This is a genomic window from Synechococcus sp. LA31 (assembly GCF_018502385.1).
Classification (GTDB): domain Bacteria; phylum Cyanobacteriota; class Cyanobacteriia; order PCC-6307; family Cyanobiaceae; genus Vulcanococcus.
This window is the reverse complement of record NZ_CP075523.1, coordinates 607,933-632,571: the sequence shown is the minus strand read 5'-3', so window position 1 is coordinate 632,571 and position 24,639 is coordinate 607,933. Positions and strand designations below refer to the sequence as shown.

At 62.5% G+C, this 24,639-nt stretch carries 27 protein-coding genes; 12 read left to right on the top strand and 15 right to left on the bottom strand.

From position 1 onward, the window contains the following. Positions 1-40 precede the first annotated feature (40 nt). From KJJ24_RS03380 to menD, 3 genes are all read right to left on the bottom strand, one after another. Positions 41-589 carry a L,D-transpeptidase gene (locus KJJ24_RS03380; protein ID WP_214341080.1) on the bottom strand — a complete coding sequence of 183 codons (549 nt, stop codon included), beginning with the start codon at positions 587-589 and terminating at the stop codon, positions 41-43. Positions 590-704: 115 nt separating this feature from the next. After that, positions 705-1,559 (bottom strand): 1,4-dihydroxy-2-naphthoyl-CoA synthase, encoded by an 855-nt coding sequence (gene menB, locus KJJ24_RS03375; protein ID WP_214341078.1) that lies wholly within the window; start codon positions 1,557-1,559, stop codon positions 705-707. Beyond that, on the bottom strand, positions 1,537-3,339 hold the full coding sequence (gene menD, locus KJJ24_RS03370; protein WP_214341075.1) for a 2-succinyl-5-enolpyruvyl-6-hydroxy-3-cyclohexene-1-carboxylic-acid synthase: 1,803 nt from the start codon (positions 3,337-3,339) through the stop codon (positions 1,537-1,539). Before menD ends, menB begins: the two co-directional genes overlap by 23 nt. A gap of 51 nt (positions 3,340-3,390) precedes the next feature. Between menD and lepB the strand changes: the two genes are divergently transcribed. Both lepB and KJJ24_RS03360 read left to right on the top strand, forming a co-directional pair. Then, positions 3,391-3,984 (top strand): signal peptidase I, encoded by a 594-nt coding sequence (lepB, locus tag KJJ24_RS03365; RefSeq protein ID WP_214341072.1) that lies wholly within the window; start codon positions 3,391-3,393, stop codon positions 3,982-3,984. A 29-nt stretch (positions 3,985-4,013) separates the two neighbouring features. Continuing rightward, complete coding sequence (locus tag KJJ24_RS03360) at positions 4,014-4,355, top strand: DUF760 domain-containing protein (RefSeq protein WP_214341069.1); 342 nt, start codon at positions 4,014-4,016, stop codon at positions 4,353-4,355. A gap of 12 nt (positions 4,356-4,367) precedes the next feature. Here the strand turns inward: KJJ24_RS03360 and KJJ24_RS03355 are convergent, their stop codons facing one another. The 5 genes from KJJ24_RS03355 to KJJ24_RS03335 are packed head-to-tail and all read right to left on the bottom strand — an operon-like array spanning position 4,368 to position 8,258. Continuing rightward, positions 4,368-5,522, bottom strand: a complete 1,155-nt coding sequence (locus KJJ24_RS03355) for a DUF4336 domain-containing protein (protein ID WP_214341067.1) — start codon at positions 5,520-5,522, stop codon at positions 4,368-4,370. 2 nt (positions 5,523-5,524) lie between these two features. Beyond that, on the bottom strand, positions 5,525-6,364 hold the full coding sequence (locus KJJ24_RS03350; RefSeq protein ID WP_214341064.1) for a metal ABC transporter permease: 840 nt from the start codon (positions 6,362-6,364) through the stop codon (positions 5,525-5,527). Next, entirely contained in the window at positions 6,361-7,116 is a 756-nt protein-coding gene (locus KJJ24_RS03345) for a metal ABC transporter ATP-binding protein (RefSeq protein ID WP_250544890.1), read from the bottom strand. The genes KJJ24_RS03350 and KJJ24_RS03345 overlap by 4 nt, the downstream gene beginning before the upstream one ends. After that, entirely contained in the window at positions 7,113-8,045 is a 933-nt protein-coding gene (locus KJJ24_RS03340; RefSeq protein ID WP_214341061.1) for a metal ABC transporter substrate-binding protein, read from the bottom strand. The genes KJJ24_RS03345 and KJJ24_RS03340 overlap by 4 nt, the downstream gene beginning before the upstream one ends. 36 nt (positions 8,046-8,081) lie before the next feature. Next, positions 8,082-8,258, bottom strand: a complete 177-nt coding sequence (locus KJJ24_RS03335) for a hypothetical protein (RefSeq protein WP_214341058.1) — start codon at positions 8,256-8,258, stop codon at positions 8,082-8,084. Positions 8,259-8,483: 225 nt separating this feature from the next. Between KJJ24_RS03335 and KJJ24_RS03330 the strand changes: the two genes are divergently transcribed. Beyond that, positions 8,484-10,904 carry a glycogen/starch/alpha-glucan phosphorylase gene (locus KJJ24_RS03330; protein WP_214341054.1) on the top strand — a complete coding sequence of 807 codons (2,421 nt, stop codon included), beginning with the start codon at positions 8,484-8,486 and terminating at the stop codon, positions 10,902-10,904. A 298-nt stretch (positions 10,905-11,202) separates the two neighbouring features. Here the strand turns inward: KJJ24_RS03330 and KJJ24_RS03325 are convergent, their stop codons facing one another. Further along, positions 11,203-11,340, bottom strand: coding sequence for a hypothetical protein (locus KJJ24_RS03325; protein WP_214341051.1), 138 nt, complete (start codon positions 11,338-11,340; stop codon positions 11,203-11,205). A 178-nt stretch (positions 11,341-11,518) separates the two neighbouring features. Here KJJ24_RS03325 and KJJ24_RS03320 point away from each other — a divergent pair, with 178 nt between their 5' ends. Further along, positions 11,519-11,695 (top strand): hypothetical protein, encoded by a 177-nt coding sequence (locus KJJ24_RS03320; RefSeq protein ID WP_214341048.1) that lies wholly within the window; start codon positions 11,519-11,521, stop codon positions 11,693-11,695. 13 nt (positions 11,696-11,708) lie between these two features. Here KJJ24_RS03320 and KJJ24_RS03315 read toward each other — a convergent pair whose 3' ends face one another. Continuing rightward, entirely contained in the window at positions 11,709-12,923 is a 1,215-nt protein-coding gene (locus KJJ24_RS03315; protein ID WP_214341046.1) for a glycosyltransferase family 2 protein, read from the bottom strand. Continuing rightward, positions 12,923-13,159, bottom strand: a complete 237-nt coding sequence (locus tag KJJ24_RS03310; RefSeq protein ID WP_214341043.1) for a hypothetical protein — start codon at positions 13,157-13,159, stop codon at positions 12,923-12,925. The genes KJJ24_RS03315 and KJJ24_RS03310 overlap by 1 nt, the downstream gene beginning before the upstream one ends. An 18-nt stretch (positions 13,160-13,177) precedes the next feature. Between KJJ24_RS03310 and KJJ24_RS03305 the strand changes: the two genes are divergently transcribed. Further along, positions 13,178-13,858 (top strand): SDR family oxidoreductase, encoded by a 681-nt coding sequence (locus tag KJJ24_RS03305; protein ID WP_214341041.1) that lies wholly within the window; start codon positions 13,178-13,180, stop codon positions 13,856-13,858. Between the two features lie 107 nt (positions 13,859-13,965). On the opposite strand, the gene KJJ24_RS03300 is transcribed toward KJJ24_RS03305, so the two are convergent. The 3 genes from KJJ24_RS03300 to KJJ24_RS03290 form a co-directional block, all read right to left on the bottom strand. After that, on the bottom strand, positions 13,966-14,637 hold the full coding sequence (locus tag KJJ24_RS03300; RefSeq protein WP_214341039.1) for an alpha/beta family hydrolase: 672 nt from the start codon (positions 14,635-14,637) through the stop codon (positions 13,966-13,968). Positions 14,638-14,689: 52 nt separating this feature from the next. Next, on the bottom strand, positions 14,690-15,766 hold the full coding sequence (gene psbA, locus KJJ24_RS03295) for a photosystem II q(b) protein (RefSeq protein ID WP_214341037.1): 1,077 nt from the start codon (positions 15,764-15,766) through the stop codon (positions 14,690-14,692). Positions 15,767-15,923: 157 nt separating this feature from the next. Next, positions 15,924-17,273, bottom strand: coding sequence for a YcjF family protein (locus KJJ24_RS03290; RefSeq protein ID WP_250544889.1), 1,350 nt, complete (start codon positions 17,271-17,273; stop codon positions 15,924-15,926). Between the two features lie 158 nt (positions 17,274-17,431). Here KJJ24_RS03290 and KJJ24_RS03285 point away from each other — a divergent pair, with 158 nt between their 5' ends. The 5 genes from KJJ24_RS03285 to KJJ24_RS03265 all read left to right on the top strand — a co-directional run bounded on the left by KJJ24_RS03285 (position 17,432) and on the right by KJJ24_RS03265 (position 21,341). Next, positions 17,432-18,382 carry a cation diffusion facilitator family transporter gene (locus KJJ24_RS03285; RefSeq protein WP_214341035.1) on the top strand — a complete coding sequence of 317 codons (951 nt, stop codon included), beginning with the start codon at positions 17,432-17,434 and terminating at the stop codon, positions 18,380-18,382. Continuing rightward, positions 18,375-18,857 (top strand): hypothetical protein, encoded by a 483-nt coding sequence (locus KJJ24_RS03280; protein ID WP_214341034.1) that lies wholly within the window; start codon positions 18,375-18,377, stop codon positions 18,855-18,857. The genes KJJ24_RS03285 and KJJ24_RS03280 overlap by 8 nt, the downstream gene beginning before the upstream one ends. 48 nt (positions 18,858-18,905) lie before the next feature. Continuing rightward, complete coding sequence (locus KJJ24_RS03275; RefSeq protein WP_214341032.1) at positions 18,906-19,379, top strand: hypothetical protein; 474 nt, start codon at positions 18,906-18,908, stop codon at positions 19,377-19,379. A 66-nt stretch (positions 19,380-19,445) separates the two neighbouring features. Then, complete coding sequence (gene trpS, locus KJJ24_RS03270) at positions 19,446-20,492, top strand: tryptophan--tRNA ligase (protein ID WP_214341030.1); 1,047 nt, start codon at positions 19,446-19,448, stop codon at positions 20,490-20,492. A 207-nt stretch (positions 20,493-20,699) separates the two neighbouring features. Continuing rightward, a complete protein-coding gene (locus KJJ24_RS03265; RefSeq protein WP_250544888.1) occupies positions 20,700-21,341 on the top strand; it encodes a glycoside hydrolase family 104 protein in 642 nt (213 codons plus the stop codon). On the opposite strand, the gene KJJ24_RS03260 is transcribed toward KJJ24_RS03265, so the two are convergent. After that, positions 21,332-21,709: a DUF2605 family protein gene (locus KJJ24_RS03260; protein WP_214341027.1), complete on the bottom strand. Its 378-nt coding sequence runs from the start codon at positions 21,707-21,709 to the stop codon at positions 21,332-21,334. The genes KJJ24_RS03265 and KJJ24_RS03260 overlap by 10 nt on opposite strands. 206 nt (positions 21,710-21,915) lie before the next feature. Here KJJ24_RS03260 and thrS point away from each other — a divergent pair, with 206 nt between their 5' ends. Together thrS and glk are read left to right on the top strand one after the other, a co-directional pair. After that, on the top strand, positions 21,916-23,628 hold the full coding sequence (gene thrS / locus KJJ24_RS03255; RefSeq protein WP_214343227.1) for a threonine--tRNA ligase: 1,713 nt from the start codon (positions 21,916-21,918) through the stop codon (positions 23,626-23,628). Beyond that, positions 23,628-24,626 carry a glucokinase gene (gene glk, locus KJJ24_RS03250; RefSeq protein WP_214341024.1) on the top strand — a complete coding sequence of 333 codons (999 nt, stop codon included), beginning with the start codon at positions 23,628-23,630 and terminating at the stop codon, positions 24,624-24,626. The genes thrS and glk overlap by 1 nt, the downstream gene beginning before the upstream one ends. Positions 24,627-24,639: the final 13 nt, after the last annotated feature.

Here is a 24,639-nt window from a genome sequence, read left to right as displayed (position 1 = left end):
GGAAGTTCGGCTGAAAGTGCGCGCAACTCTACGGGTGGTTTCAGGGCAGCACCGTCACCGGTGTGCCCACCTGCACCAGCTCGAACACCTCCTGCACGTTCTCCTCAAACAGCCGCACGCAACCGTGTGACACCGCCCGTCCCACGGTCCAACGGTGAGGAGTGCCATGGAAGCCGGCCACGGTGCAGCCATCCACGCTGAGATAACGCTCACCATCCCAGGCGTTTTGGCGCGGGGTGCAATCACGGACGAAGCCAATCCAGCGAGAGCCGAGCGGGTTTTTCGGACCAGGACCAACCTGCTTCCCGTTGCCGGGATGCTCCCAAACCGGGTGGGCCACCATCTCCAGCACCTGATGGCGACCCGCCGGGGTTTCCCAGCCGTCGGTACCCACCGCAGCGGGATAGCGCCGCAACATGCGGCCATCTTTCAGCACCATCAACTGCCGAGTGCTGCGATCAAGTACGAGATGTAAGCCCTCGTCGTCCATCAGATCGGAAGGGATGCGGCTCAGTGCCACGTCATCGCTGATCAGTGGTGCCGGGGGCGGGATGGGATCCGGCTGGCGCGCCAGGGCCGGGCCGACCATGGGCACGGTGCAAGCGGCAGAGCCGATGAGCCAACCCAGCCACCAGGGTGAAGACGAACGAGGAGCTGTCACAGCAACACGAGCACTCTCACCAACTGCTAGCCAACACAACGCACTAGGGCAGCCAAGGAGAATCTGAAAAATCAGGGGCTCGCTTCTCCAGGAAAGCGTTGCGACCCTCCTGGCCCTCCTCGGTTCGGTAGAAGAGGTGGGTGGCCTGACCGGCCAGCTCCTGAATCCCGGCCATGCCATCGGTTTCAGCATTGAAGGCCGCCTTCAGGCAGCGGATAGCAGTGGGGCTGTGCTGCAGTACTTCACGGCCCCAGCGCACCCCTTCAGCTTCCAGCTGCTCCAGCGGCACCACCGCGTTCACCAGGCCCATCTGCAGCGCCTCAGCCGCACCGTATTGCCGGCAGAGAAACCAGATCTCGCGCGCCTTTCGCTGGCCCACCAGTCGCGCCAGATAGCCAGCGCCAAAGCCGCCATCGAAGCTGCCAACCTTCGGGCCGGTCTGGCCAAACACAGCGTTCTCTGCAGCCAGGCTGAGATCACAGAGCAAGTGCAACACCTGGCCCCCACCGATGGCGTAGCCGGCCACCAAAGCGATCACCACCTTGGGCAAGCTGCGGATCAGCCGCTGCAGATCCAGCACATTGAGGCGGGGCAGGCCGTCATCGCCCACATAGCCGCCATCGCCGCGCACGCTCTGATCACCGCCGGAGCAGAAGGCATAGCCACCATCGGCGGCGGGGCCGGCGCCGGTGAACAACACCACACCGATGCGCGGGTTGTCGCGCACACGGGAGAACGCATCAAACAGCTCGTTCACCGTCTGTGGACGGAACGCATTTCGCTTGTGGGGCCGATGAATCGTGATGCGGGCAATGCCCTCCTCACTGAGGTCGAACAGGATGTCGCTATAGGCGCCCTGGGGCTGCCAATGGATCTCAGGGGAGCAGCTGGGCGCCATCGGAGCCGTTGGTGAAGGAGGCCATTGTGCGGCGGCAGTGCTGACGCAGCGCCGCATCGGCCTGACGATCCGTGCACAACCGAATCAACGCCATCGGTTCGTCCGCAGCCCAATCCAAGGCCTCGGCCAACTGATTGAGGCTGCTGATGGTGCGCGTGGCAACGCCATAACCGGCAGCCAGTGCGGTGTGATCGAGGGCTTGAGGCATGGCGAACAGCCTCTCGAAATCCAGCTGCCGGCCGGCGCGGATCGGCAACTGCTCAAAAATGCCGCCGCCGCCGTTATCGGCCAACACCACCGTGAGATGAGCACCTCGGGCTGAGAGCTGCTGGCGCCACAACCAACCGTTGGCGTCATGCAACAGCGCCAGATCACCGGTTAACAACGTTGAGCGCCCATGGGCCAATGCGAGCCCAGCCGCGATCGAGAGCGTGCCATCGATGCCAGAGGCACCGCGGAAGCCGAACACCGGACGCAGGGGGGCATCAGCGGCGGCAAAACTTTCCCAATCGCGAACTGGTGAGCTACTGGCCAACATCAAGGGCTGATCCGTTGGCAACAAGCGGCTGAGGGTTCTGGCGAGGGCTGGTTCTGAGCACTGCAGCTGCAGCTCACGATCCAATTGGCTCTGCAGGAGCTGATCTGCAGCCAGCCAGCGCTCCAGCCAAGCCAGGCTCATAGTGCTGGCCGTGGTGTTGCCCAGCATCAGCTGCTGGGCCTCCCACCAGGCAACAAGCCCGCAGGCCAACTGCTCGGTGGCCGTGGCAGTGGCATCGAGGTTGCGGGGATCGCCTTCGCTGATCAGCAACTGAGGCCCTGCGCTGGCGCTGATCCATTGCTGCAAACGCCGGCTGGCCGGCATGGATCCCAGCCGCAACAGCTGAGGGGCCGAGGGCAGCCGGTGGCCTTCCGCCAGGAGCAGGTCATAGCCATGAACCACCCTCAAACCCGGCCAGCCCCTCAACCCTGAGAGACCATCAGCCAGCACCGGCCAACCCGTGCGCTGCTGCCAGGCCAGCAGGGCCGTGGCAAACGGCACAAGGCCCGCCGCGGTGCCACGCCATGGACCCACCACCACGGCGCCAGGGCGATCCGGATCGAGCCGTGGATCGCTCAGCGCTGCCATCGGGGGTAACCCCCGATCGCTGGGAACCACGGGGGCTGGGGGCGCCGGATCCACGCAGGCAAGCGCGGCTTCAATGTCTTGAGCGCTGCTATGCAGCGGCTCCTCAAACGGAAGGTTGAGGTGCACGGCACCAGCTGGTGCACCTAACGCAGCGATCCAGGCATGGTCGGCCAGCTCAACGAGGCTGGCTGCGGCCATGGCTGCCAGACCATCAGGCGCACCGCTGGCGTACCAACGGCAACAGGCGGCCAGAAAAGCTTCCTGATTCACGGTCTGATTGGCACCGCATCCCTTCAGGCGTTGGGGACGATCAGCCGTCAGCAGCAGCAAGGGCACGGTGCCGTGGTGGGCCTCTACCACCGCGGGCAACAGATTGGCCACAGCGCTGCCTGACGTGGTCACAACCGCAGCCGGCAAACCATCCGCCCGGCCGAGCCCCAGGGCGAGAAAAGCAGCAGAGCGCTCATCCACCGCCGTGAGCAACTCCAGGCCCCCCGCCTCCAGGAGCCCAGCGGCGACCGCAAGAGGAGCGGAGCGACTGCCGGGGCAGAGCACCAGCCGGCGCAGACCTCGGGCCCGCAAGGCCTGCAACAGGTGTAGGGCAGCCTGGAGATTGCCGGCAGCGCTGCAGCGGTGGGCGGGGGGAGCAGGCACCGGCGGTGCTGTTGTTCAGGATGTGGCGATCATGCTCACCGAAGCACAACGATGAACAGCGAGCCTCCCACCACCAGCAACTCAACGTGGAGTGGCTGGCGCTCGCTTGTGCTCTGGTTGTGTGTGGCTCTGCTGCTGCGCTGGCTGGTGATCGAGCCCCGCTGGATCCCCTCCGGCTCAATGCTTCCCACCCTGGAGCTGCAGGATCGAATCCTGGTGGAGAAGGTGCGGCCGAAACTGGATCGCCCGCTGCCCAATGGCACGATCGTGGTGTTCCACGCACCAACGGTGCTAGTAGAGGCCGGCTACGACCCCAAAGCCGCTCTGATCAAGCGGGTGGTGGGCCAACCGGGCGACGACATCGAAGTGCGGGATGGCCAGCTCCTCCGCAATGGTGATCCGGTGCTCGAACCCTGGCGATCTGAAGCCATGGATTACAGCTTCGGCCCGATCACCGTTCCCGAGGGCGAACTGCTGGTGCTTGGCGATAATCGCAATGCCAGCCTTGATTCCCATGTGTGGGGCCCCCTGCCGCGCAAGGAGGTGATCGGCACGGCGCTGTTCCGTTATTGGCCGCTTCGGCGGGTAGGGGCGATTCGGTTCTCCGACCTCGGCCTTCTCGAAGCCGATGAACAGCTGGGGTAGGGTGCAGGCGTGACGCGGAGCACACCGGAATGTTCAACCCGGAGTTCCTGACGAGCGACAGTGAATCGATCAGCACGAATTCATTGATCCAATACCTGCAGGAGCAATCTCCGGATGTTCTGCAGCGTGTGGCCCGCTCCGCCAGCAGCGACATTCAAGACATCATTCGCCACAATGTTCAGGGGCTCCTTGGCGTCCTGCCCGGCGAACACTTTGATGTGAAGATCACGGCCAATCGCGACCATCTCGCTGGGCTGCTCGCCTCCGCGATGATGACGGGTTACTTCCTGCGTCAGATGGAGCAGCGCATGGAACTGGAAGACACGCTCTTTCCAGAAGCCGATGCAGATCCTGGAGAGCTGAAGCTCTGAAGTGCTGAGACTTCAGCCAACCTCGGGCTGTTCCGGCACAACGCCAAAACGCAACAGAGCCTGATCAATCCCCGCCAAGTAAGCCCAATTACCATCACTGGGAGCCCAGGCTCTGCCCTCCAAGTGATCAGCAAGGCTCTGAAGCTGCTCTGCACGGCAGGGCACCGGCGCTTCGTAGTGGGCGGGCACAACCCAGCGCAGCTCCGGTAAAGCCGCCAGCTGGCGCACCCAGGCCACGATCAAGGCCTGGGCACGGGGAAACACGAGCCGCTCCAACACAGGCGCAATCCGCAAAGCGCCCGGTGTTGGCTGGAGCTCGCGAAACACCTCGGCCGAACTCCGGCGCCAGTGGAAGGGATAGAGGCCGAAATAGCTCCGCGCATTGCACATCCCGGGTTGGAAAGCCTGCGCCAGCAAGGTGCGCACACCCGGCACCTGCAGCGCCTCTGGGCGCAGATAGGAGGCAAACAGGGCCAGGCGCTGCCAACCTTTTAGACGCAGCTCAGGGGAATCCTTCAGTGGCTGATCACCGCGATCGCGGGCGTGAAACAGCAACGGTGTGGGATCGAGATCGAACACCTCAGGCGGCTCCTGGTTGATCGCCACAAGGGCATCGGTGAGCAGCAGGGCACCACTGCTGCGGTGCAGGCAGGCCAGCTCCTGAAAACGGCCGAGCCCAAGGTTGATCGGCCCCAGGGAGCACCACTGCAGGGCATCGCCATGGGGATAGCCCTGCTCCCCCAGCACGCGTGTGCGGCGGGCCGGAAAGCCAAGCCAAGCCAGGGGCAATCCCACAGGGAAGCTCCATTGGCCAGGCGTCACCCACACCTCGGCGTTGGGAAAGGCTCTGGCCATCGCGGGCACTGGCAACTTGTGTTCAAGCCCGGAGGCCGTGGGCAGCACGATGCTCATCACCGGGCCAAAGCGTTGCTCCAAATCCAGCAGGGCGCGGCGTACCTCAGCCGTAGGGGCCACCGGTGCGTACACCATCAGACCACCGGGTACCCGCGCCACCGTCATCCGGATCGGCACAGCCACATAGAACACACCCTGAAGCTGCTCGAAGCTCCAAAGCTGCTCAGGAATCAGCTCCCGCACCAACGTGCGGCGGCGCCCGTAGGGATAGAGCGGCAGCAGAGGCCACCACGGCCAGGACTGATCCGACACGCCTACGGAGCCTGAGAACGCTGGGAGCTCAGGATGCCGTAGCGCGGGGCCAACAGGAACGCCAGCACGAACAGGCCGGTCTGCACCAAAACAATGCAACCAGCCGTGGAGCTATCGCTCCAGTAGCTCACATAGACCCCGATCAGGCTGGAGAGCACACTGCTCGCAATAGCCAACAGCGTCATGCGATCAAAGCGATCGGTGAGCAGGTAGGCCGTAGCACCGGGTGTAACCAGCATGGCCACCACCAGGATCACACCCACGGTTTGCAACCCCGCCACCGCGGTGAGCGAGAGCACCGAAAGCAACATGTAGTGCAGCAGGCCGGTGTTGATTCCGATCGAGCGGGCATGGGTGGGATCGAAACAGAACAGCAGAAGATCACGGCGAAACACCAGCAGCACCCCAACCACCAGCGCTGAAATCACCAGGGTCTGCTGAATATCGGAGCTGGAAATCCCCAACACATTGCCAAACAGAATATGCGTGAGATCGATATTGCTGCGCACCTTCGACACCAGCACCAAACCCAGGGCAAAAAAACCGGTAAACACCAGGCCAATCACCGTGTCTTCCTTGATGCGCGACTTCTGTTTGACAAAGCCGATGGCCGCCACCGATCCAACCCCAAACACAAAGGCACCGAGCGAAAAGGGCAAGCCGAGGGCATAGGCCACCACCACACCTGGCATCACGGCGTGCGACACGGCATCGCCCATCAGGGCCCAGCCCTTGAGGGTCATGTAGCAGGAGAGCAAGCCGCACACGCCCCCCACCAGGGCACTCACCAACAGGGCTTTCACCATGAAGGCGTGGCTCAAGGGTTCAAGCAGCCAAGTCATGGCTTGGGCACCATCCCGCCGAAGGTTCGAGCCAGATTCTCCGGGGTGAACACGGCGCTGGTTTCGCCGTAGGCCAACACGGTGCGGTTAATCAGCACCACCAAATCGCAAAACTCAGGAATATGACTGAGGTCGTGGGTGGAAATCAAAATCGTGCGCCCCTCCTGGCGGAACTGCAGAAACAGCTGGGCCATCAACTGCTCGGTGCGCACATCAACGCCATTGAACGGCTCATCCAGCAGCAGCACCGAGGCGCGTTGGGCAATGGCACGGGCGAGAAAAGCCCGTTTGCGCTGGCCGCCAGACAACGCGCCAATGGGGCGCTGGGCAAGGGCGAGCAAATCCACGCGTTGCAGCGCGTCGCGCACGGCGACACGATCGGATTGGCGCGGCCAGCGCAGCATATTCATCGAGCCATAGCGGCCCATCATCACGACGTCCCAGACGGAGATCGGGAAGTTGCAATCGATCCCCTCGCTTTGGGGCACGTAGGCCACGGCCTGATCCTTCTGGGCCGCCAAGACGGGTTGGCCGTTGATGCGGATGCGTCCATGCGACGGACGCACAAATCCCGTGAGGGCTTTGAACAGGGTGGATTTTCCAGCACCGTTCATGCCAACCAGGCCGCAGATACAACCAGGCGGCAGGGTGAGATCAGCGTCGTAAAGGGCAACGGTGCCGTTGTAATCCACACAGAGCTGCTCCACCTCAATGCGCGGAGTAGACGGAACAACCCTGTACGGCATCGTCATTGCTGCGGCCCCTGGCCTGAGAGTCCTTTCACGATCAGGCCAACATTGTGACGCTGCAAAGCCAGCAGGCTGGGGGCTGGACCCGAACTGTCAGAAAGGGAGTCAACAAAGAAGGTGCCGCCAAAGCGGGCACCCGTGGCACGCGCCACCTCCCTTTGCGCCTCATCGCTCACGGTGCTCTCACAAAACACGGCCGGCACACGACGCTGTTTCACCGTGTCGATCAAGCGCGCCAGTCGCCGCGGAGTGACCTGGGTTTCGGCATTCACGGGCCAGAGGTAGGCCTCATCAAGGCCGTAGTCACGAGCCAGGTAGGTGAAGGCGCCTTCGCAGCTCACCAACAGGCGCTGATCGGGCGGCACCTGATCGAGGGCCTGACGCAGCTCCTGATCCAACTGGCGGAGCTCCTGCTTGTACGCCTCGCCGCGCTGGCGGTACGAAGCTGACCCCGCTGGATCCAGCTGGCTGAAGGCCTTGACCAGCCGATCCACATAGTGCTCGGTGCGGCGGGGCGACATCCACGCATGGGGATTGGGCTGACCCGCGTGAACGTCACCTGCGATCAGCTCCGGTTGCAGGCCATCGCTAAGGGTCACGGTGGGCACTGAGCCGGCAGACGAGACAAAACGATCAGCCCAGCGCTCGAGGCCCAGGCCGTTCTGGACGATCAAACTTGCGCCCTGGGTGCTCTCCAAGTCGCTCGGGGTGGGCTCGTAGCCGTGCACCTCAGCACCCAGCTTCGTGATCGAGCGCACCTCAAGGCGATCACCGGCCACCTGCTGAGCCAGATCCGCCAGCACGGTGAATGTGGTGAGTACAACCGGTTTGGACGTACCCGTGGCGACAGGAGCACGCCGGTTTGGCGTGGCACAGGCCACCAGGAGTGCCGTGATCACCCCGATGGCGAAGAGGAGGCGTCGAGCGACCAAACAGGGGCAGTTGAGATTCCTAACCCTAGAAAGGCCTTAGGGGAGCTGCTGGTTGCTCACCCAGTGGGTGGCTGCTTTTTGGGTGTGCCAGGCCTGCAGCAACTGTTTGGCAAGGGCGCGCAATTGAGCCGCATCTGTTGTTGCATCAATGGCCCTATTGAAACGCTCGATCTCAAATTGTTGGCCAACACTCAGTTCGACATCGGCATGCATTGAAATCACCGCTCAGGCGTGATGAAAGTTAACCAGCTGACGCCACGATCCCGTATCAGTCGCTACGCAGATGCAGCTGCGTGGTGATTTCACAGCCTATTCCATCGCACATCAGGCTTTGCACACGAGACAACAATCAAAAAGTGATCATTGCCACGACCAATCCGCAGCAGACTTGCTGTGGTGGAGGAGATGTCCAATCACCATCCCTTCTCGCGCTCTGCCATGACCTCTGAACCCGGCCGAGCACTGGATCGCACCGTGCTCCAGGTTCCCCTGGCGGAGCAAATCCAGCGCCACCTCTACTTCAGCCAGGCCAAGTCAACCTCGCTTGCCACCAGACATGACTACTACATGGCACTGGCACTGGCGGTGCGCGATCACCTACTGCACAACTGGGTAGAGACCGCGGAGGCCTACACCCAGCAAGGTGTACGCACCGCTGCGTATTTATCAGCCGAATACCTGCTAGGTCCTCACCTCGACAACAACCTGGTGAACCTTGGCCTGCGCACGGAAGCCAAGGCTGCCTGCCAGGAGCTTGGGCTCGACCTGGATACGTTGATTGCATGCGAACCAGAGCCTGGGCTTGGCAATGGGGGATTGGGCCGATTAGCAGCCTGCTTTCAGGAATCGCTAGCCAGCTTGGAGATGCCAGCGATCGGGTACGGCATCCGTTACGAGTTCGGGATTTTTCGCCAAAGCATCACCCCGCGGGGTCAGGAGGAGAGCACCGACGCCTGGCTGTCCCGCGGCAATCCCTGGGAGGTAGTACGACCGGAATGGACCTACCCGGTGCGAATCGGAGATCAGACCGTGCTCGGAGTCGCACACGACACACCCATCCTTGGCTTTCAGGTGCGCACAGCCAACACGCTGCGGTTGTGGTCGGCGATGGCTCCGGAAGCCTTCGACTTCGCCTCGTTCAATGCCGGCGACTACACACGAGCTGTGCTGGCCAAGGTGCAGAGCGAAACCCTCAGCAAAGTGCTTTACCCCAACGATGAACTGGATCAAGGCAAGCGTCTGCGCCTGAGTCAGCAGATCTTTTTTGTGTCGTGCTCCCTGCAGGACATGCTGCGCATCCTCAAAAACCAAGGGTTGCCGGTGAGCGCCTTCCATCGCAAGTTCGCGGTGCAGCTCAACGACACCCATCCCGCCATCGCCGTGGCCGAGTTGATGCGATTGTTGATCGATCAGGAGGGCCTCAGCTGGGATCAGGCCTGGAGCATCACCACCGCCAGCCTCAGTTACACCAACCACACCCTGCTGCCAGAGGCACTTGAGACCTGGGGAATCGACCTGTTTGAGCAGTTGCTGCCCCGGCAACTCGAGATCATCTATGACATCAATGCTCGCTTTCTGCGCATGGTGCGGCTGCGTCATCCTGGTCAGCCCGAACTGCTACAGCGCGTTTCGCTGATCGAAGAGGGAACCCAGCGCAAGGTGCGCATGGCTCATTTAGCAGTAGTGGGCAGCCACCACACCAACGGCGTGGCGGAACTGCACAGCAGCCTGCTTCAGCAACACGTGCTCGCCGACTTTGCCAGGCTCTGGCCAGAACGGTTCACCAATGTGACCAACGGGGTCACACCGCGGCGATGGCTAGCAGTGGCCAACCCCGACCTCGCAACTTTGCTCGATGACGTGATCAGCGACGGCTGGCGCCGCAACCTCGACACCCTGCAGCAACTCGAGCAGCACAAGGACGATCCCGCCTTCCAGGAGCGGTGGTATCAGGTGAAGAGCACAGCTAAGCAACGGCTCGCGCGCCAGATCCAACACCAGCTCGGTGTACTCGTAGATCCCACCTCGCTGTTTGATGTGCAGGTGAAGCGCATCCATGAATACAAGCGCCAGCATCTGGCAGCTCTGGAGCTCGTGCAGCGCTATCTCCGGCTGCGCGATGGCGAGGATCTGCCGCCACGCACCGTGATTTTCGGCGGCAAGGCAGCACCTGGCTATGGGATGGCCAAGCTAATCATTCGCCTGATTGTGGGGATCGCCGAAATGGTGAATATTGATCCGGCCATACGCGGCAGGCTGCGGGTAATCTTTCTTCCCAATTTCAATGTGAGCCTCGGCCAACAGGTGTATCCCGCCGTTGATCTCTCTGAACAGATCTCAACAGCAGGCAAAGAAGCCTCCGGTACCGGCAACATGAAAATGGCACTCAATGGTGCACTCACGATCGGCACACTTGATGGCGCCAATATTGAGATTCGGGAGCGGGTGGGCACCGAACATTTCTTTTTATTCGGACGCGACAGTGCCGAGGTACAACAGCTGATTGGAGAGGGTTATCACCCTCTACCATTCCTAGACCAGAACCCTTCGTTAAAAGCTGCGATGGAGTTAATCGGCAGCGGACATTTCAGCGAGGGCGATCGTGAGCTTTTTCGCCCACTGCTTGAAAATCTCAGCCAGAGCGATCCTTTTTTGGTGGTTGCCGACGCTGCCGATTACAGCCGAGCTCAAAACGCCGTAGATGAGGCCTGGCGCAATCCTGCAGGCTGGAGTCACTCCTCGATCATCAACACCATGAATTGCGGGTTCTTCAGCAGTGATCGCAGCATCAGCGAGTATGCCGAGCGGATCTGGTCGCTCAAGCCCCATCCGATTGGGGCGAGCAACAAAGCGCCCTAAGCCTGCTGGGGGCCGCGTGAGGGATATTTCTGGCCAAGCCTCCAGAGCTCGTTACTGGTTTCACCCGGTTCAACCGATCGGAGGCGGCAGATTAAGTTGAATACATCCTGCGGTGAGAGTTCACCGTCGGCCTGCCATTTCAAGCTGGCGGGCTGAAGAGAACGATGACGGTCCGACACGGACAGCAATTTGAAAGTTCGCGAACCCTACGAAGGAAACCCACCCATTCGTACAAGTACAACAACGACTGCAGCGGAAGACTTTATGAAGGTGTGACGCTTGTTACCCATGGCTGAGATCAGACATTGGCTTCCAGATCCTGAAGCAGGATCAGCAAAGCCATGCCCATCAACGCCAGAGCGGTGCCGACCTCTTCATCGCCCACCTGCTGCACAGTGCGCGAAGCGATGAGGTGTTGGCTCCAGCTCAGACGCATCAGACCGTTTTCATTCAGCCCGTCCTAACGGAGCTACGTGGCGAATCCGGCCAGATGGGCGCTGTTTAACAAACCGTCACCGTTGGTGATTGCTGACGTGCGCCCGGTGGGCGTAACGACCGCTACGCCTGCTTCAACCAACAGCCATACCGTTGACCTGTCCCATCGTCTTGAACCGATGGCCCCGATTGAACTGAGCCTGATCCAATCCTTTGAGGTGGAGCGCCTCAAGCGTGAAATCGACGCTCAGAGCGATCCGGCCGCCCTACGGGGCCTGGCCAAGGATTTGCTCAAAGCCTGGTTCAACGAAAAGGCAAGCACCAATCAGGCCATCAAAGAGCAACTTGGTGGTTAGCTCTGCCCTGAATTCAGGCCAGTGAGCGGCCCTTCCAGGTCCAGCCCACGCCGGTGAGGCTACGGATCACAGAGGTCGGGCCGATTCCACCCACCAGTAGCCCGCCCAGCCCCATCAACCACCAGTGGCTCAGTGGCACCGCAAATTCACGGCGGGTCCACAGGCGCAGGGCCAGCTGCAACGCCACCCCCACAGCAGCCACGGCTAACAACCAGAGCCACCAGTGGCTCTGGTCTGGCAGTAACCCCAAGAGCACGAGGGCAGAACCAGCACACAACCAGGGACCGCTGAACATCAGCACCACGACTGCGGCGGCCCCCAGAGCCTTGGCCACGTCGGCATCCAAGCCGAGGAACCAGTTTTTGCTCCAGCCCTCCCAGAGCGAAGCCAGGTCGGCATACATCTGCAGATCGAGGGCATCGAGCCCGAGCAGATAGCGCAGCCGATACCCACCTCCTTTGATGAGGCGGGCCAATGCAAGGTCTTCCACCACTTCACCGGCCAGGCCACGATGGCCTCCGATCCGGTCATAGGCGCTGCGCCGAAACAGCATGAACGGACCAGCCGCAAAAGCCACCTCACTGGCGGGATTATTGGCAGCCTGAATCGGGAATCCCAGCCCCAGCAGGCTAGCCATGATCGGTTGCACCATCCACTCCGCAAGGCAACTGCAGGCCAACCGGGGCGCCAGGCTCAGCAGGTCGGCCTGATCGGCCTCGGCTTGGCGCAAGGCACGGCGGAGGGTGGCAGCTTGCAGGCGTACATCAGCATCGATGAACAGCACCCACTCCGTGGTGATGTGATCAGCGGCGCGGCTGCAGGCCCAGTTTTTGCCCACCCAGCGTTGATCCACCGGGCGGGGGCCTGCGTGTAGCACGCTGAACCGCCCCGGTGGAATCGAGCAGGCCTCAGCCGCAGCCGCAGCCAAGCTGGGTGTGGCATCAGAGGAATCGTCATCCACCACCAGCAGGCTCCACGTGGCACAGGGCGGCTTGCTCGCCAGCACGTGGGCCACGCAATCGCCGATGTTGCGCGCTTCGTTGTAGGCCGGAATCACCACGGTGAGGCTGGTGGTGCTGAGCGGAGCCTCCACCCCATCAGGATTGAGTCGCGGCGCCACAGCAAACACCCGCTGCAACCCAAGCAACAGGATGACTAGTCCAAGGCAAGCTGCAGCCGCCGTGGCCAACAGCAGTAGGGCGATCAGATCTGGAAACGAGACGTCCATCAGGCCTGCACCGCAAAGGCGATCGGCCCGGTATCGGTTGCTGGTGCTTCGCGCTGGGGCGGGTGAAGCAGTGGAGCCAAGCTGCTCAGCCCGAGCATGACAAATGAGAACGCCCCCAGCAAGGCCAGCAGGCGCATGCCAAGCGGACGGCCACGATCAATCGGCCAGTCGCCATCGTCGTGCTCAGGCGGTTGACTCCAACGGCTCATGCGAGGTGGCGATACTTCCTGTTCCATTGCAAGCCATCAGGCGCGATGAACCGCACCATTGCCATCAGCGGCGCCTCAGGCAAAACCGGCTACCGCATCGCCGAGGAACTGCTGCAAGCAGGCGAGCAACCAAGACTGCTGCTGCAGCCGAGCTCGGTGCTGGCCGAGCAGTTGAACGGCTGCGATCAGCGGCGCTTGCGCTTCGACGATCGCGCTGCGCTGGATGACGCGCTCGCCGGCTGCGATGCCCTGGTGATCGCCACCGGCGCGCGGCCATCACTGGATCTAAGCGCACCCATGCGCGTGGATGCCTGGGGCGTTCAGCGGCAGGTTGACAGTTGCCAGCGTCTGGGCATCCGGCGAGTGGTGCTGGTGAGCTCACTCTGCGCTGGCCGCTGGCGTCACCCGCTCAACCTGTTTGGTTTGATTCTGGTGTGGAAACGGGTGGGCGAGCAGGCCCTGGAGAGCAGCGGCCTCGATTGGACGGTGATCCGCCCAGGGGGCCTCTCCGAGCGCGAACACGAGCTGGACGGCGAAGGGATTTGCTACAGCGACCCCGACCAACAGGAGAGCAATTCGATTCCGAGGCGCTTGGTGGCCCGCTGCTGCCTTGAAACGCTGAATACGCCAGCGTCCATTGGCAAAATCCTGGAGATCACGAGCTCAGCTGAGCAAGAGCCCATGGCACTCAGCGAAGCGCTGGCTCGCATCGGCGCAGTGACCTAGGGTTGCAGTAACACTTCGTAATGACGCCATGCAGACCGACTACAGCGTCGCGATCACGGCCATGGTGGCGATCGGACTTGCGCTCACCGCCGGCGTGGTGTTCGTGCTCAGCCGCCCGAGCGATCTGGACAACAAGAAGCCATGAACTGATCCGCGAGCTGAACAGCTAAGGCGAGATTGGCCTGTTCATCCACGCCCGAGCGCTTTGTGGGCTTGAAGCTGTGATCACCGTCGGGAAGCCAACCCAGCTGGATCGACGCGCTCAGGTCATACCCCTCCACTTCGGCCCGGCGTCCAAACGCGTCGCGTTCACCCTGCAGGATCAAGCAGGGTGAACGCAGGGCCGCAAGATGCTCTGTGCGCAACTTTTCAGGCTTTCCTGGTGGATGAAAGGGATAGCCCAGGCAGACACAGCCGCGCACACCAGGTTCGACTGCCAGCTCATCCACCAGCAGGCTGGCCATCCGCCCGCCCATCGATTTCCCGCCGATGAACAGCGGCCCCTCTGTGGCAGCCAGTGCCACCTGATCACGCCAGCACTGCAGCAGCAACGGCTGACGATCAGGCCCATGACGTGTACCGCTTTGACGTGCGCGCGCCATGTATGGGAATTCAAAGCGCACGACCCGCCAGCCGCAACGCGCCAAACCCATGGCGATCGATTGCATGAACGGGCTATCCATCGCTGCACCGGCCCCATGGGCCAGCAGAAGCGTGGCGGCAGGGGCCGGCGGGCCATTGATCAGGCGCGCGTGGGGATCGCAAAGAGTTTCAGCCATGCAGGCATTAAAAAACCCCCGCAGGGCGGGGGTGAGAAACGGGAGCTTTGGCTCAGCCAATCATTGGGGCTATCAGCGCCACTGGGATCGACTGGGTCGTCGCCAAGTCGAGGGGGAAGTTGTGAGCATTGCGCTCGTGCATCACTTCCATGCCGAGGTTGGCGCGATTGAGCACGTCGGCCCAGGTGTTCACCACCTTGCCCTGGGAATCCAGGATCGACTGATTAAAATTAAAACCGTTGAGGTTGAACGCCATGGTGCTAATGCCCATGGAGGTGAACCAGATGCCAACAACGGGCCAAGCACCCAGGAAGAAGTGCAGGCTACGGCTGTTGTTGAAGCTGGCGTATTGGAAGATCAGGCGACCAAAGTAACCGTGGGCAGCCACGATGTTGTAGGTCTCTTCCTCCTGGCCAAACTTGTAGCCGTAGTTCTGGCTCTCCGTTTCAGTGGTTTCACGCACCAGCGAGCTGGTCACAAGTGAACCATGCATGGCAGAGAACAGGCTGCCGCCAAACACACCGGCGACCCCCAGCATGTGGAAAGGGTGCATCAGGATGTTGTGTTCGGCCTGGAACACCAACATGAAATTGAACGTTCCGCTAATGCCGAGGGGCATGCCATCAGAGAAGGAACCCTGACCGAAGGGGTAAACCAGAAACACCGCCATGGCAGCCGATAGCGGAGCGCTGTAGGCCACACAGATCCAAGGGCGCATTCCCAGGCGGTAGGAGAGTTCCCACTGGCGGCCCATGTAACAAGAGATGCCAATCAGGAAGTGGAACACCACCAGCTGATAAGGACCGCCGTTGTACAGCCACTCGTCGAGCGAAGCGGCTTCCCAAATGGGGTAAAAGTGCAAGCCGATAGCGTTGCTGCTGGGAATCACAGCACCGGAAATAATGTTGTTGCCGTAGATTAAGGAGCCGGCAACAGGCTCACGAATACCATCGATATCAACCGCAGGGGCGGCGATAAACGCAACGATGAAGCAGATGGTAGCCGACAGCAGCGTGGGGATCATCAGAACACCGAACCATCCCACATAAATGCGGTTGTCGGTACTGGTGACCCATTCACAGAATTGTGACCAGGCGCCGGAGCGGCCGCTGCGAAGAGCAGTGGTCATGAATCAACAGACTTTTGGGAGTCAGATGAGAACAGATGCCACGGAAGTGGCACAACAACGCTAAGGATCGAGGCAAAAAATTCCTGGAAGGAAAAATTAAGTTCGCCGAAGAAAAAGAAACTTCATGAACAGCTTCATGAAGGCTTCATACCGTTGGTCAAGGCAGTGCTGTTGTGCCGTTTTGGGGCTGCAGTTGTTGTTGAAGCCATTGCTGGCTTTGCTGCACAAAACCAGCCCAGTCGAGCTTCTCCTGTTCCGCTGCCCGGGCCACCAGCAAGGGCGCCTGTTGCTGCAGCAACTGTTCAAGCTCATGCTCAGGCACGCCTGCAGCCAGAGCCATGTAATCGGCCATGGCCCGCCCCACGACACGGGTGAGATACGCAGCACTCAGCGCTTGCAGTGCTCCACCCACCAGCCAGGTAGCGCCATGGAGCTTCACCAGACCGGCCAGTGCCTGGCTGCTCCACTCCACAACACCGAGGCTGAGACAAGCCTTGGCCAGATGCAACGCAGCCGCCTGCAGCTGCTCCAGCGACCAGGGGCACTCCCAAAGCCGAGCCATGTCCTGAAGCATCAGGCCGTTGGCCGCCGCCAGCACCAACAGATCAAGGCTTGGCAGGGGAGCTACAACCACACCAGCCGCCACGGTCCACTGGGTGCGCTGCAGCAGTCGCTGCCACTGACTGCGGCGTAAAGATTCCAAGGCCACCTGCCATTCGGTGTGCAGGTCTTCCAGGCAGCGCTGCTGCGTCAGCCGTCGCCGCTCAGCGTTAAGGGCTGCAAAAGCCTCAGCCAATGGCTGAAGATCGCTACCGAGCTGGTCTGCCCGCTGGGGCGACCAAGGCCAACAGCGCGAGCGCAGATGTTCAGGCAACTGCAACTCCAACTGGCGAAGGCCAAGCTGCCAGTTGTCGGCTGGTCGGTCCACCAGCACGAACACAGGCTGCCCCTGCGGCAGGGCCTCAAGCCAGCGCAAATCTGACGCCTTGAGGGGGAGATTGAGGCGATAAACGATCAGATCACAGCGGCGGAAAGCCTCAGGCCAGCGCCAGTTCTCACTGCTGGGAGGCAGTGGATGGCTGCGCAACAACCGCAGCGGCAATGGCGCTGCGCAGTGCTGTAGCACCTGAGCCTGCAACATCTCGCTCCACCCCGCACAGCCCACCAAGGCCACCTCAAGATGAGCCTCGCTCTGGCGTTGCCGGATGAGCTCCAGCTTCTGACGCCGCTGGCGTTGCTGATGGGGATCGCCTTGGAGATCTAGGCGATCAAAACTCTCGAGCACGCTTTGGCAGCGCTCCAGCCAGCCGTCCACACTCGAGGGCAAGCTGCGGCCGCTGGGACGCAAACGACCGCTCAGAAGCCAGAGCCCAGCAGCCGCGGCACTCAGGCTGACCAGTGAGGAGAGGGCCCCTTGGCTGCTCTCAAGCAGCAACAGCCCGCCGCCAACACCAACGGCCAGAGGCCAGGCCCGGCGCAGCTGCGATCCCAACGCCGTGCTCAGCATGGTTCCAGCGGGATCGGCAGCCGATGCTGCCTTGGATGGGGCCTGCGTTGGGGTCAACGGCTGCAGTGTCCAGCGGATGCGCCGGTTCTCTTTAGCTCAGCTGGTGAACACTGCCCAGACCCAATAGCTTGGGGTAACTGTTGCAAGCCTCTGTGGCGATGGGAGTCACCAGCAGTGGGCGGCTTGAGGGCACCACGTCGCCCCTGCGCCAGGACTCGCGTCGGGACGTGAAGCGTGTGTTGCTGATTGCCCTGACGTTGAACATCTCGATGACGTTGCTCAAACTCGTCATCGGCCTTCTCAGCGGCTCACTCGCGGTGTTGGCCGATGCCATGCACAGCGCAACCGATGCCCTCAGCAGCCTGCTTGGGCTGTTCACCAACGGACTCTCGGACCCCCAGCCGGATCGTGATCACCCCTATGGCCACGACAAATACGAAGGGCTTGGAGCTGTCGCCATCGCAGGCTTCATCCTGTTCACCGCCTTTGAGATCCTCAAAAGCGCCATTGAGCGGATCGCGGCTGGTCTGCCACCCCTCCGGCTGGACGGCAAGGAGCTGCTGCTGCTTTTGATCGTGTTGGGTTGCAATGGGTTGCTGGCCAGCTACGAACGCAGTCAGGGCAAACGGCTGAATAGCCAACTGCTGCTGGCTGATGCCAGGCACACCACCAGCGACATCTGGACCACTGTGGTGGTTTTGGTCGGCCTAGCCGGGGTGTTGCTGTTCAGGGTGACCTGGCTCGATGTGGCGATGGCGGTGCCGCTCTGCCTTCTGCTGGTGCGGGCCTGCTGGCAGGTGCTCTCCAGCAACCTGCCCTGGCTCGTGGATCAGATCGCGATCGCACCGGAAGCCATCCACGAGGTGGCCATGGGGGTGCCCGGGGTGCTCAACGTGCACGACATCGCCAGCCGTGGCGTGCTCGGCCAACGGGTGTTCATCGAGCTGCACATGGTGGTGGATGCCGACGATCTGCCCACAGCCCACCGGATCACCGAGCTTGTGGAAGAGCACTTAGAAGCACGCTTCGGCGCCGTGCGCTGCACGATTCACCTCGAGCCGCGGGAATATGCCATCGCCGCCATCACCTTCCGCGGCACTCATGGCTGAGCTGCTCGCCAGCCTCACGCCACGCCAGCAGCAGCAGACGGAAGCACTCGTCGCTCTGCAGCAGCAAGAGGCCCATTGGCACGCCGATTTGCCGGTGTTGATCCTCGAGCGCTGTTGGCTCCGTCTTCAAAGCGTGAGCGTGGCTGATCTGGCGGGAGTGCTCCCCCCGGACAGCAGCGCCGAAGCGCCGGAGCTGGTGCGTTTCAGGGAATTGCGGCAGCAGGGGCTGGCGCATCTTGAGGCTGAGGAAATCTGCTGGCAGGAATACGGGCGGCTGGATTGCAGCCAGGCCTTACGCCGCTTCTGGGAAGCCCAGGAGCGCGGCAACCACGGCTGGACCTTCAGCGCCTACCTCCACCTCCTTGAGCGCTATCGCCAGCAGCTGCTGGCCGAGGGACCCACACCCATCCCGCTCTTGGTACTGGCTCGACAAGGCAGCGCTGAACACCACCGACTGCAGTGGTGCTGGCCCTAACCACCAGCCATAGGGCACACTTGCGCCTGTCTATTCAGGTGTGCGGCCATGGCCGACGGTGATTTTCAGTCCAACACAAGCGAGCGCTCCCGCGGCGGACGCGGACCCCGTGATGGAGGCGGGCGCGAGCCCGGCGGTTTCCGTATCCGCCTGAGCGACAACGAAATGCGTGCCGCCCGCGCGGTGCAGGAAGCCTTCGGCTTGCGCTCCACCGTCGCAGCCCTGGGCCTCTCGATCCGCACCGTGGCCCAGCTGCTGGAGGAGGGCAAGCTGGATGAGGTGGTGGCGCAGCACCGCACCAACGACGGTGGTCGTCCAGGCGGCGAACGCCGTGGTCCACGCCCTGAGCGCGGTGAGCGCGCAGCCTCCAATCGCCCGAACCCCTTTGCACGGCCTGCCAAGCCCGTGAACACGCCGCCTGAGGTGGTGAGTGAGGTTGAGAACCCGGCCGAGAGCGCTCCCGAAGCATCCGAGGCCGAGGCCACTCCAGCCAGCAGCGAAGCCGCTCAAGCTGAAGCCTGATCGCACCCGGGCGGGATCGCCGGTGACGCCCCCAGGCAGAATCCGGCGACATGCCAGCGATCACAGATGCCAAGGGCCCGGGTTCTCTCAGGGGTTCAACCAACCGGATCACTGCACCTGGGCAACTGGCTCGGCGCCATCCGCAACTGGGTTGATCTACAAGACAGCCACGACACGTTTTTCTGCGTGGTGGATCTGCATGCGATCACCGTTCCCCACAACCCCGCACAGCTTGCGGCTGACACCCGCAGCACCGCCGCCCTCTACCTGGCCTGTGGCATTGATCCGGCCAAGGCCACGGTGTTTGTGCAAAGCCACGTATCAGCCCACAGCGAGCTCTGTTGGCTGCTGAACTGTGTCACCCCGCTCAACTGGCTGGAGCGGATGATCCAGTTCAAGGAAAAGGCTGTGAAGCAAGGCGATCAGGTGTCTGTGGGACTCCTGGATTACCCAGTGCTGATGGCGGCCGACATCCTTTTGTATGACGCCGACTTGGTGCCGGTGGGCGAAGACCAGAAGCAGCACCTTGAACTGGCGCGCGACATCGCCCAGCAACGCATCAACGCCCGGTTCGCCAAGAAGGACAGCGATGGCGAGCCCATCCCGGTGCTGAAAGTGCCCGAGCCGTTGATCCTCAAAGAGGGCGCAAGGGTGATGAGCCTCACCGATGGGCGCAGCAAAATGAGCAAGAGCGATCCCAACGAGGGATCTCGCATCAACCTGCTGGATCCCCCCGAACTGATTACCAAGAAGGTGAAGCGGGCTAAGACGGACCCGCAGATGGGCCTGGAGTTCGGCAACCCGGATCGACCGGAGACCGACAACCTGCTGGGGCTCTACGCCTTGCTCAGCGGCAAGGGGCGCGAAGCGGCGGCCAGCGAATGCGCAGCGATGGGCTGGGGAACGTTCAAACCCCTGCTGGCGGAGGCAATGGTGGAAGCACTACGGCCAATCCAGGAGCGCCACGCCTGCTTAAGCGCCGATCCCGCCGAGCTCGATCGCGTGCTGCAACAGGGCCGAGAGCGGGCCAACGCAGTGGCGGACGCCACCCTGGAGCGCACCCGCGAGGCCCTGGGGTTCCTAGCCAAGACCCAGGGCAGCGCTAGCGCCTGATCAAAAGCTAAGAAAAGATAAAAGCAGCTGATCAATACGAGGACGGCAACCGAATCGTCACACGCCCAGTCCTTCAGTCGCAGTCGGGTCTCACCCTGCATGCCGGCTAGAGAGCACATCTGCGTCTCATTTGTCCAGACCGGTTCACGATGGCTCGTGGAGGGAGGGGGAAGCGGTTCAGGCTCATCGGACCTTGTCGTGCTGCCCTTGCGTTTGCGTCGCCAGCTGCCTTCCGGCCCCAGACCGTCTGCCACCTCAACCAGCGCCGCTGCCCTCGGGCTGCTGCTGCTGGCGGCCGGTCCCCTCGTCACCCCTTCCCAGGGGCGCCAACAGCCCGGCGAGGCATCCCCAACCGCAACTCAACCGGCTAACTCAGACGCGTATCCGATCACTCCGCGTAGACGCGCTCTGCTCAACACGATCCGGTTTGCCGAAGGCACCTGGAAGCAGGGCCAGGAGGGCTACCGCACCCTCTACGGTGGCGGTCGCTTCAAGAGCCTCGCCCGCCATCCTGAAGTGGTGGTGGTGAAGCGATACACCAGTGCAGCTGCCGGTGCCTATCAGTTCCTGCCGGGTACCTGGCGTGAGGCCGCCACAAAGCTGGAGCTCAACAGCTTCGATCCCCGCAGCCAAGACCAGGCTGCTCTCTATCTGGTGGATCGACGCGGCATGCTCGATCACATCGATCAACAGGGCCTCACCCGTGAAGCCATGGCTGTTCTGGCCAAGGAGTGGGCCTCCTTTCCCAACCTGGCCGGCCGCAGTGCCTATGGCCAGCCGGTGAAGCAAGCAGAAGACCTACAGCGCTTCTTCAGCAGCAACTTGCAACAACTGAGCGATCAGGCCTGAGACGGAGGACGAACCTCCGGCGGCAGAGTCACACCAGCGATGCGCAGCATCGCCGAGAGGTTCCAGACGCGCATCATCAGGCGGTGCCAGGGCGCCATGGCATCCATATCCACCGCCATCGGTGTAGAGCAGGCCGCCCGCAAAGCTCGGGTCGCCGCGATTGCCTGCAGCGCTTCCTCCAGCCGTTGGCGTAAGGCCTGCTGTTCAGAGGCTGGCAAAAGCTTCTCAGGGGTGAGATCGAGCAGAACGAGCCCCCGCTCGAACCAAAAGCAGAAGTCGTCGAAGAGCGACTGGAGCAAGTGGTCGAGAAGCTGGGCCGGCTCTGAATCCGGTTCCGAGGGCGGCGTCGGCGGGAAGGAAGGATCCATCACTCGATCACCCTAGGAATGGCCCCAAATCCCCTGCGTAGGATCGGGGTTGCTATCCCACCGCCGTGACCGCGACCCGCTCAGCCGCATCAAGCTCCTCGGGCAGCGTCGCAACCACCACGGCCACGGGTGAGGCGGCGGAGGCGGCGACCATCCACCTGCCGAAAACCAGCGAAAGCGAGCAGCTGCTTCGCATCCGCCACTCGATGAGCCATGTGATGGCCATGGCGGTACAGCGGCTCTTCCCTAAGGCGCAGGTGACGATCGGCCCGTGGACTGAGAACGGCTTCTATTACGACTTCGACAACCCAGATCCCTTCACCGAGGCCGATCTCAAGGCCATCAAGAAGGAGATGATCAAGATCATCAATCAAAAGCTTCCGCTCGAGCGCCTTGAGGTGAGCCGCGCGGAAGCCGAGACCAAGATCAAGGCCCAGAACGAGCCCTACAAGCTCGAAATCCTCGCGGGCATCAACGAACCGATCACCCTCTACACCCTGGGTAAGGAGTGGTGGGACCTCTGCGCCGGCCCCCACGTGGCCACCACGGGCGAGCTCAATGCCAAGGCCTTTGAGCTGGAAAGCGTGGCCGGTGCCTACTGGCGCGGTGATGAAAACAACGCCCAACTGCAGCGCATCTACGGCACGGCCTGGCAAACCCCGGAACAGCTGGCTGAATACAAGCGCCGCAAGGAAGAGGCCCTCCGCCGCGATCACCGCCGCATCGGCACCGATCTCGATCTGTTCTCCATCGAAGACGAAGCCGGCGCTGGCCTGGTGTTCTGGCACCCCCGCGGCGCCCGCATGCGCTTGTTGATCGAGAACCTGTGGCGCGACCTGCACTTTGCCGCCGGCTACGAGCTGCTCTACACACCCCATGTGGCCGACATCAGCCTGTGGAAAACCTCCGGCCACCTCGACTTCTACAGCGAGAGCATGTTTGGGCCGATGCAGGTGGATGAGCGGGAATACCAGCTCAAGCCGATGAACTGCCCGTTCCACGTGCTCACCTACGCCAGCACCCTGCGCAGCTACCGGGAGCTGCCGATCCGCTGGGCCGAGCTGGGCACGGTGTATCGCTACGAGCGGCCCGGTGTGATGCACGGCCTGATGCGCGTGCGCGGCTTCACCCAGGACGATGCCCACGTGTTCTGTCTGCCGGGGCAGATCAGCGATGAAATCCTGGCGATCCTCAACCTCACCGAGCAGATCCTCTCCACGTTTGATTTCCGCCACTACGAGATCAACCTCTCGACCCGGCCTGAGAAATCGATCGGTGAAGACGCCGTCTGGGAGCTGGCCACCCAAGGCCTGATCGAAGCTCTGGATCGCAAGGGCTGGGCCTACAAGATCGACGAAGGCGGTGGCGCCTTCTACGGCCCGAAGATCGACCTCAAGATCGAGGACGCCATCGGCCGGATGTGGCAGTGCTCCACCATCCAGCTCGATTTCAACCTGCCGGAGCGGTTTGATCTCGAGTACGTGGCCGCCGATGGCACGCGTCAGCGGCCGATCATGATCCACCGGGCCATCTTCGGGTCGCTGGAGCGGTTCTTCGGGATCATGACCGAGAACTACGCCGGCGATTTCCCCTTCTGGCTCGCCCCCGAGCAGATCCGGTTGTTGCCGGTCACCGATGAGGTGCGTGAGTACGCCGCGGGGGTGGCCGCCGAGCTCCAGGCCGCCGGCGTGCGAGCCAGCATTGACCATTCCGGTGATCGCCTCGGCAAGCTGATTCGCAATGGCGAACAGATGAAGATCCCAGTGCTGGGTGTGATCGGTGCCAAAGAGGCCGAGAGCGGCCAAATCAGCCTGCGCAGCCGGCGTGATGGCGATCTCGGCAGCGTGGCCGTGGCTGATCTAGTGGCGGCTGCGGGCCGCGCCAATCAGGATCGGAGTGCAGGTCTGCCCCTGGGCTGATGACCACCCTCCTGGCCGGCGACATCGGCGGCACCAAAACGCTTCTGGCGATCTACACGCTCGATGGCGGCCAACTCCGCCAGCAGCGCACTGAACGCTTCGTGTCGGCGGACTGGGCCGATTTCGCCGAGCTGGTGAATCATTTCCTGGCCGCTGAACCCGCACCGAGCCGCCCGAGCCACGCCTGCTTCGCCGTGGCCGGGCCCGTGCGGCAAGGCCGGGTGAAGCTCACCAACCTCCCCTGGCAGCTGGAGCAGACAGCCCTGGCCAGCCGCTGCGGGTTGGAGCAGGTGGATCTGGTGAATGATTTCGCCGTGCTGATCTACGGACTACCCCATGTGCAAGCCGATCAACACACCCTGCTGAAGCCTGCAGCGGGAGGCGCTGATCCCCAGGCTCCTGTGGCGATCCTCGGTGCCGGCACGGGGCTGGGCGTGGCGATCGGTGTGCCCACCGCTCAGGGGCTGCAGGCCATGGCCAGTGAGGCCTCCCACGCGGAATTCGCACCGCGCAACGAGGCCGAATGGCAGCTGAAATGCTGGCTCAAACAGGATCTGCAGATCGGGCGGGTCTCGATCGAGCGGGTGGTGAGCGGCACGGGCCTGGGGGAAGTGATGCGCTGGTTGCTGGCCACCGATCCAGCCGCCGCAGGCCATCCCCTGGCGAGCATCGACAGCAATGACCGCCCCGCGGCCACCGCCAGTGCGGCGGCTGCTGGTGATCCCCTGGCCCGCCGCGCCATGGATCTGTGGCTCGGCGCCTACGGCAGCACCGCCGGTGACCTGGCCCTGCAGACCCTCTGCAGCGGTGGCCTGTGGGTGGGAGGGGGTACGGCGGGAAAACTGCTGGAGGAACTGCGATCCGAGGCCTTTCTGGGCCCGCTGCTGCAGAAGGGTCGGCTCAGCCCGGTGCTCGAACAGGTTCCCGTGCTCGCCCTCACCGATCCGGAGGCCGGGCTCTTCAGTGCGGCCTGCCGCGCCCGGATGCTGATGGGCTGAGTGGGACACTGGC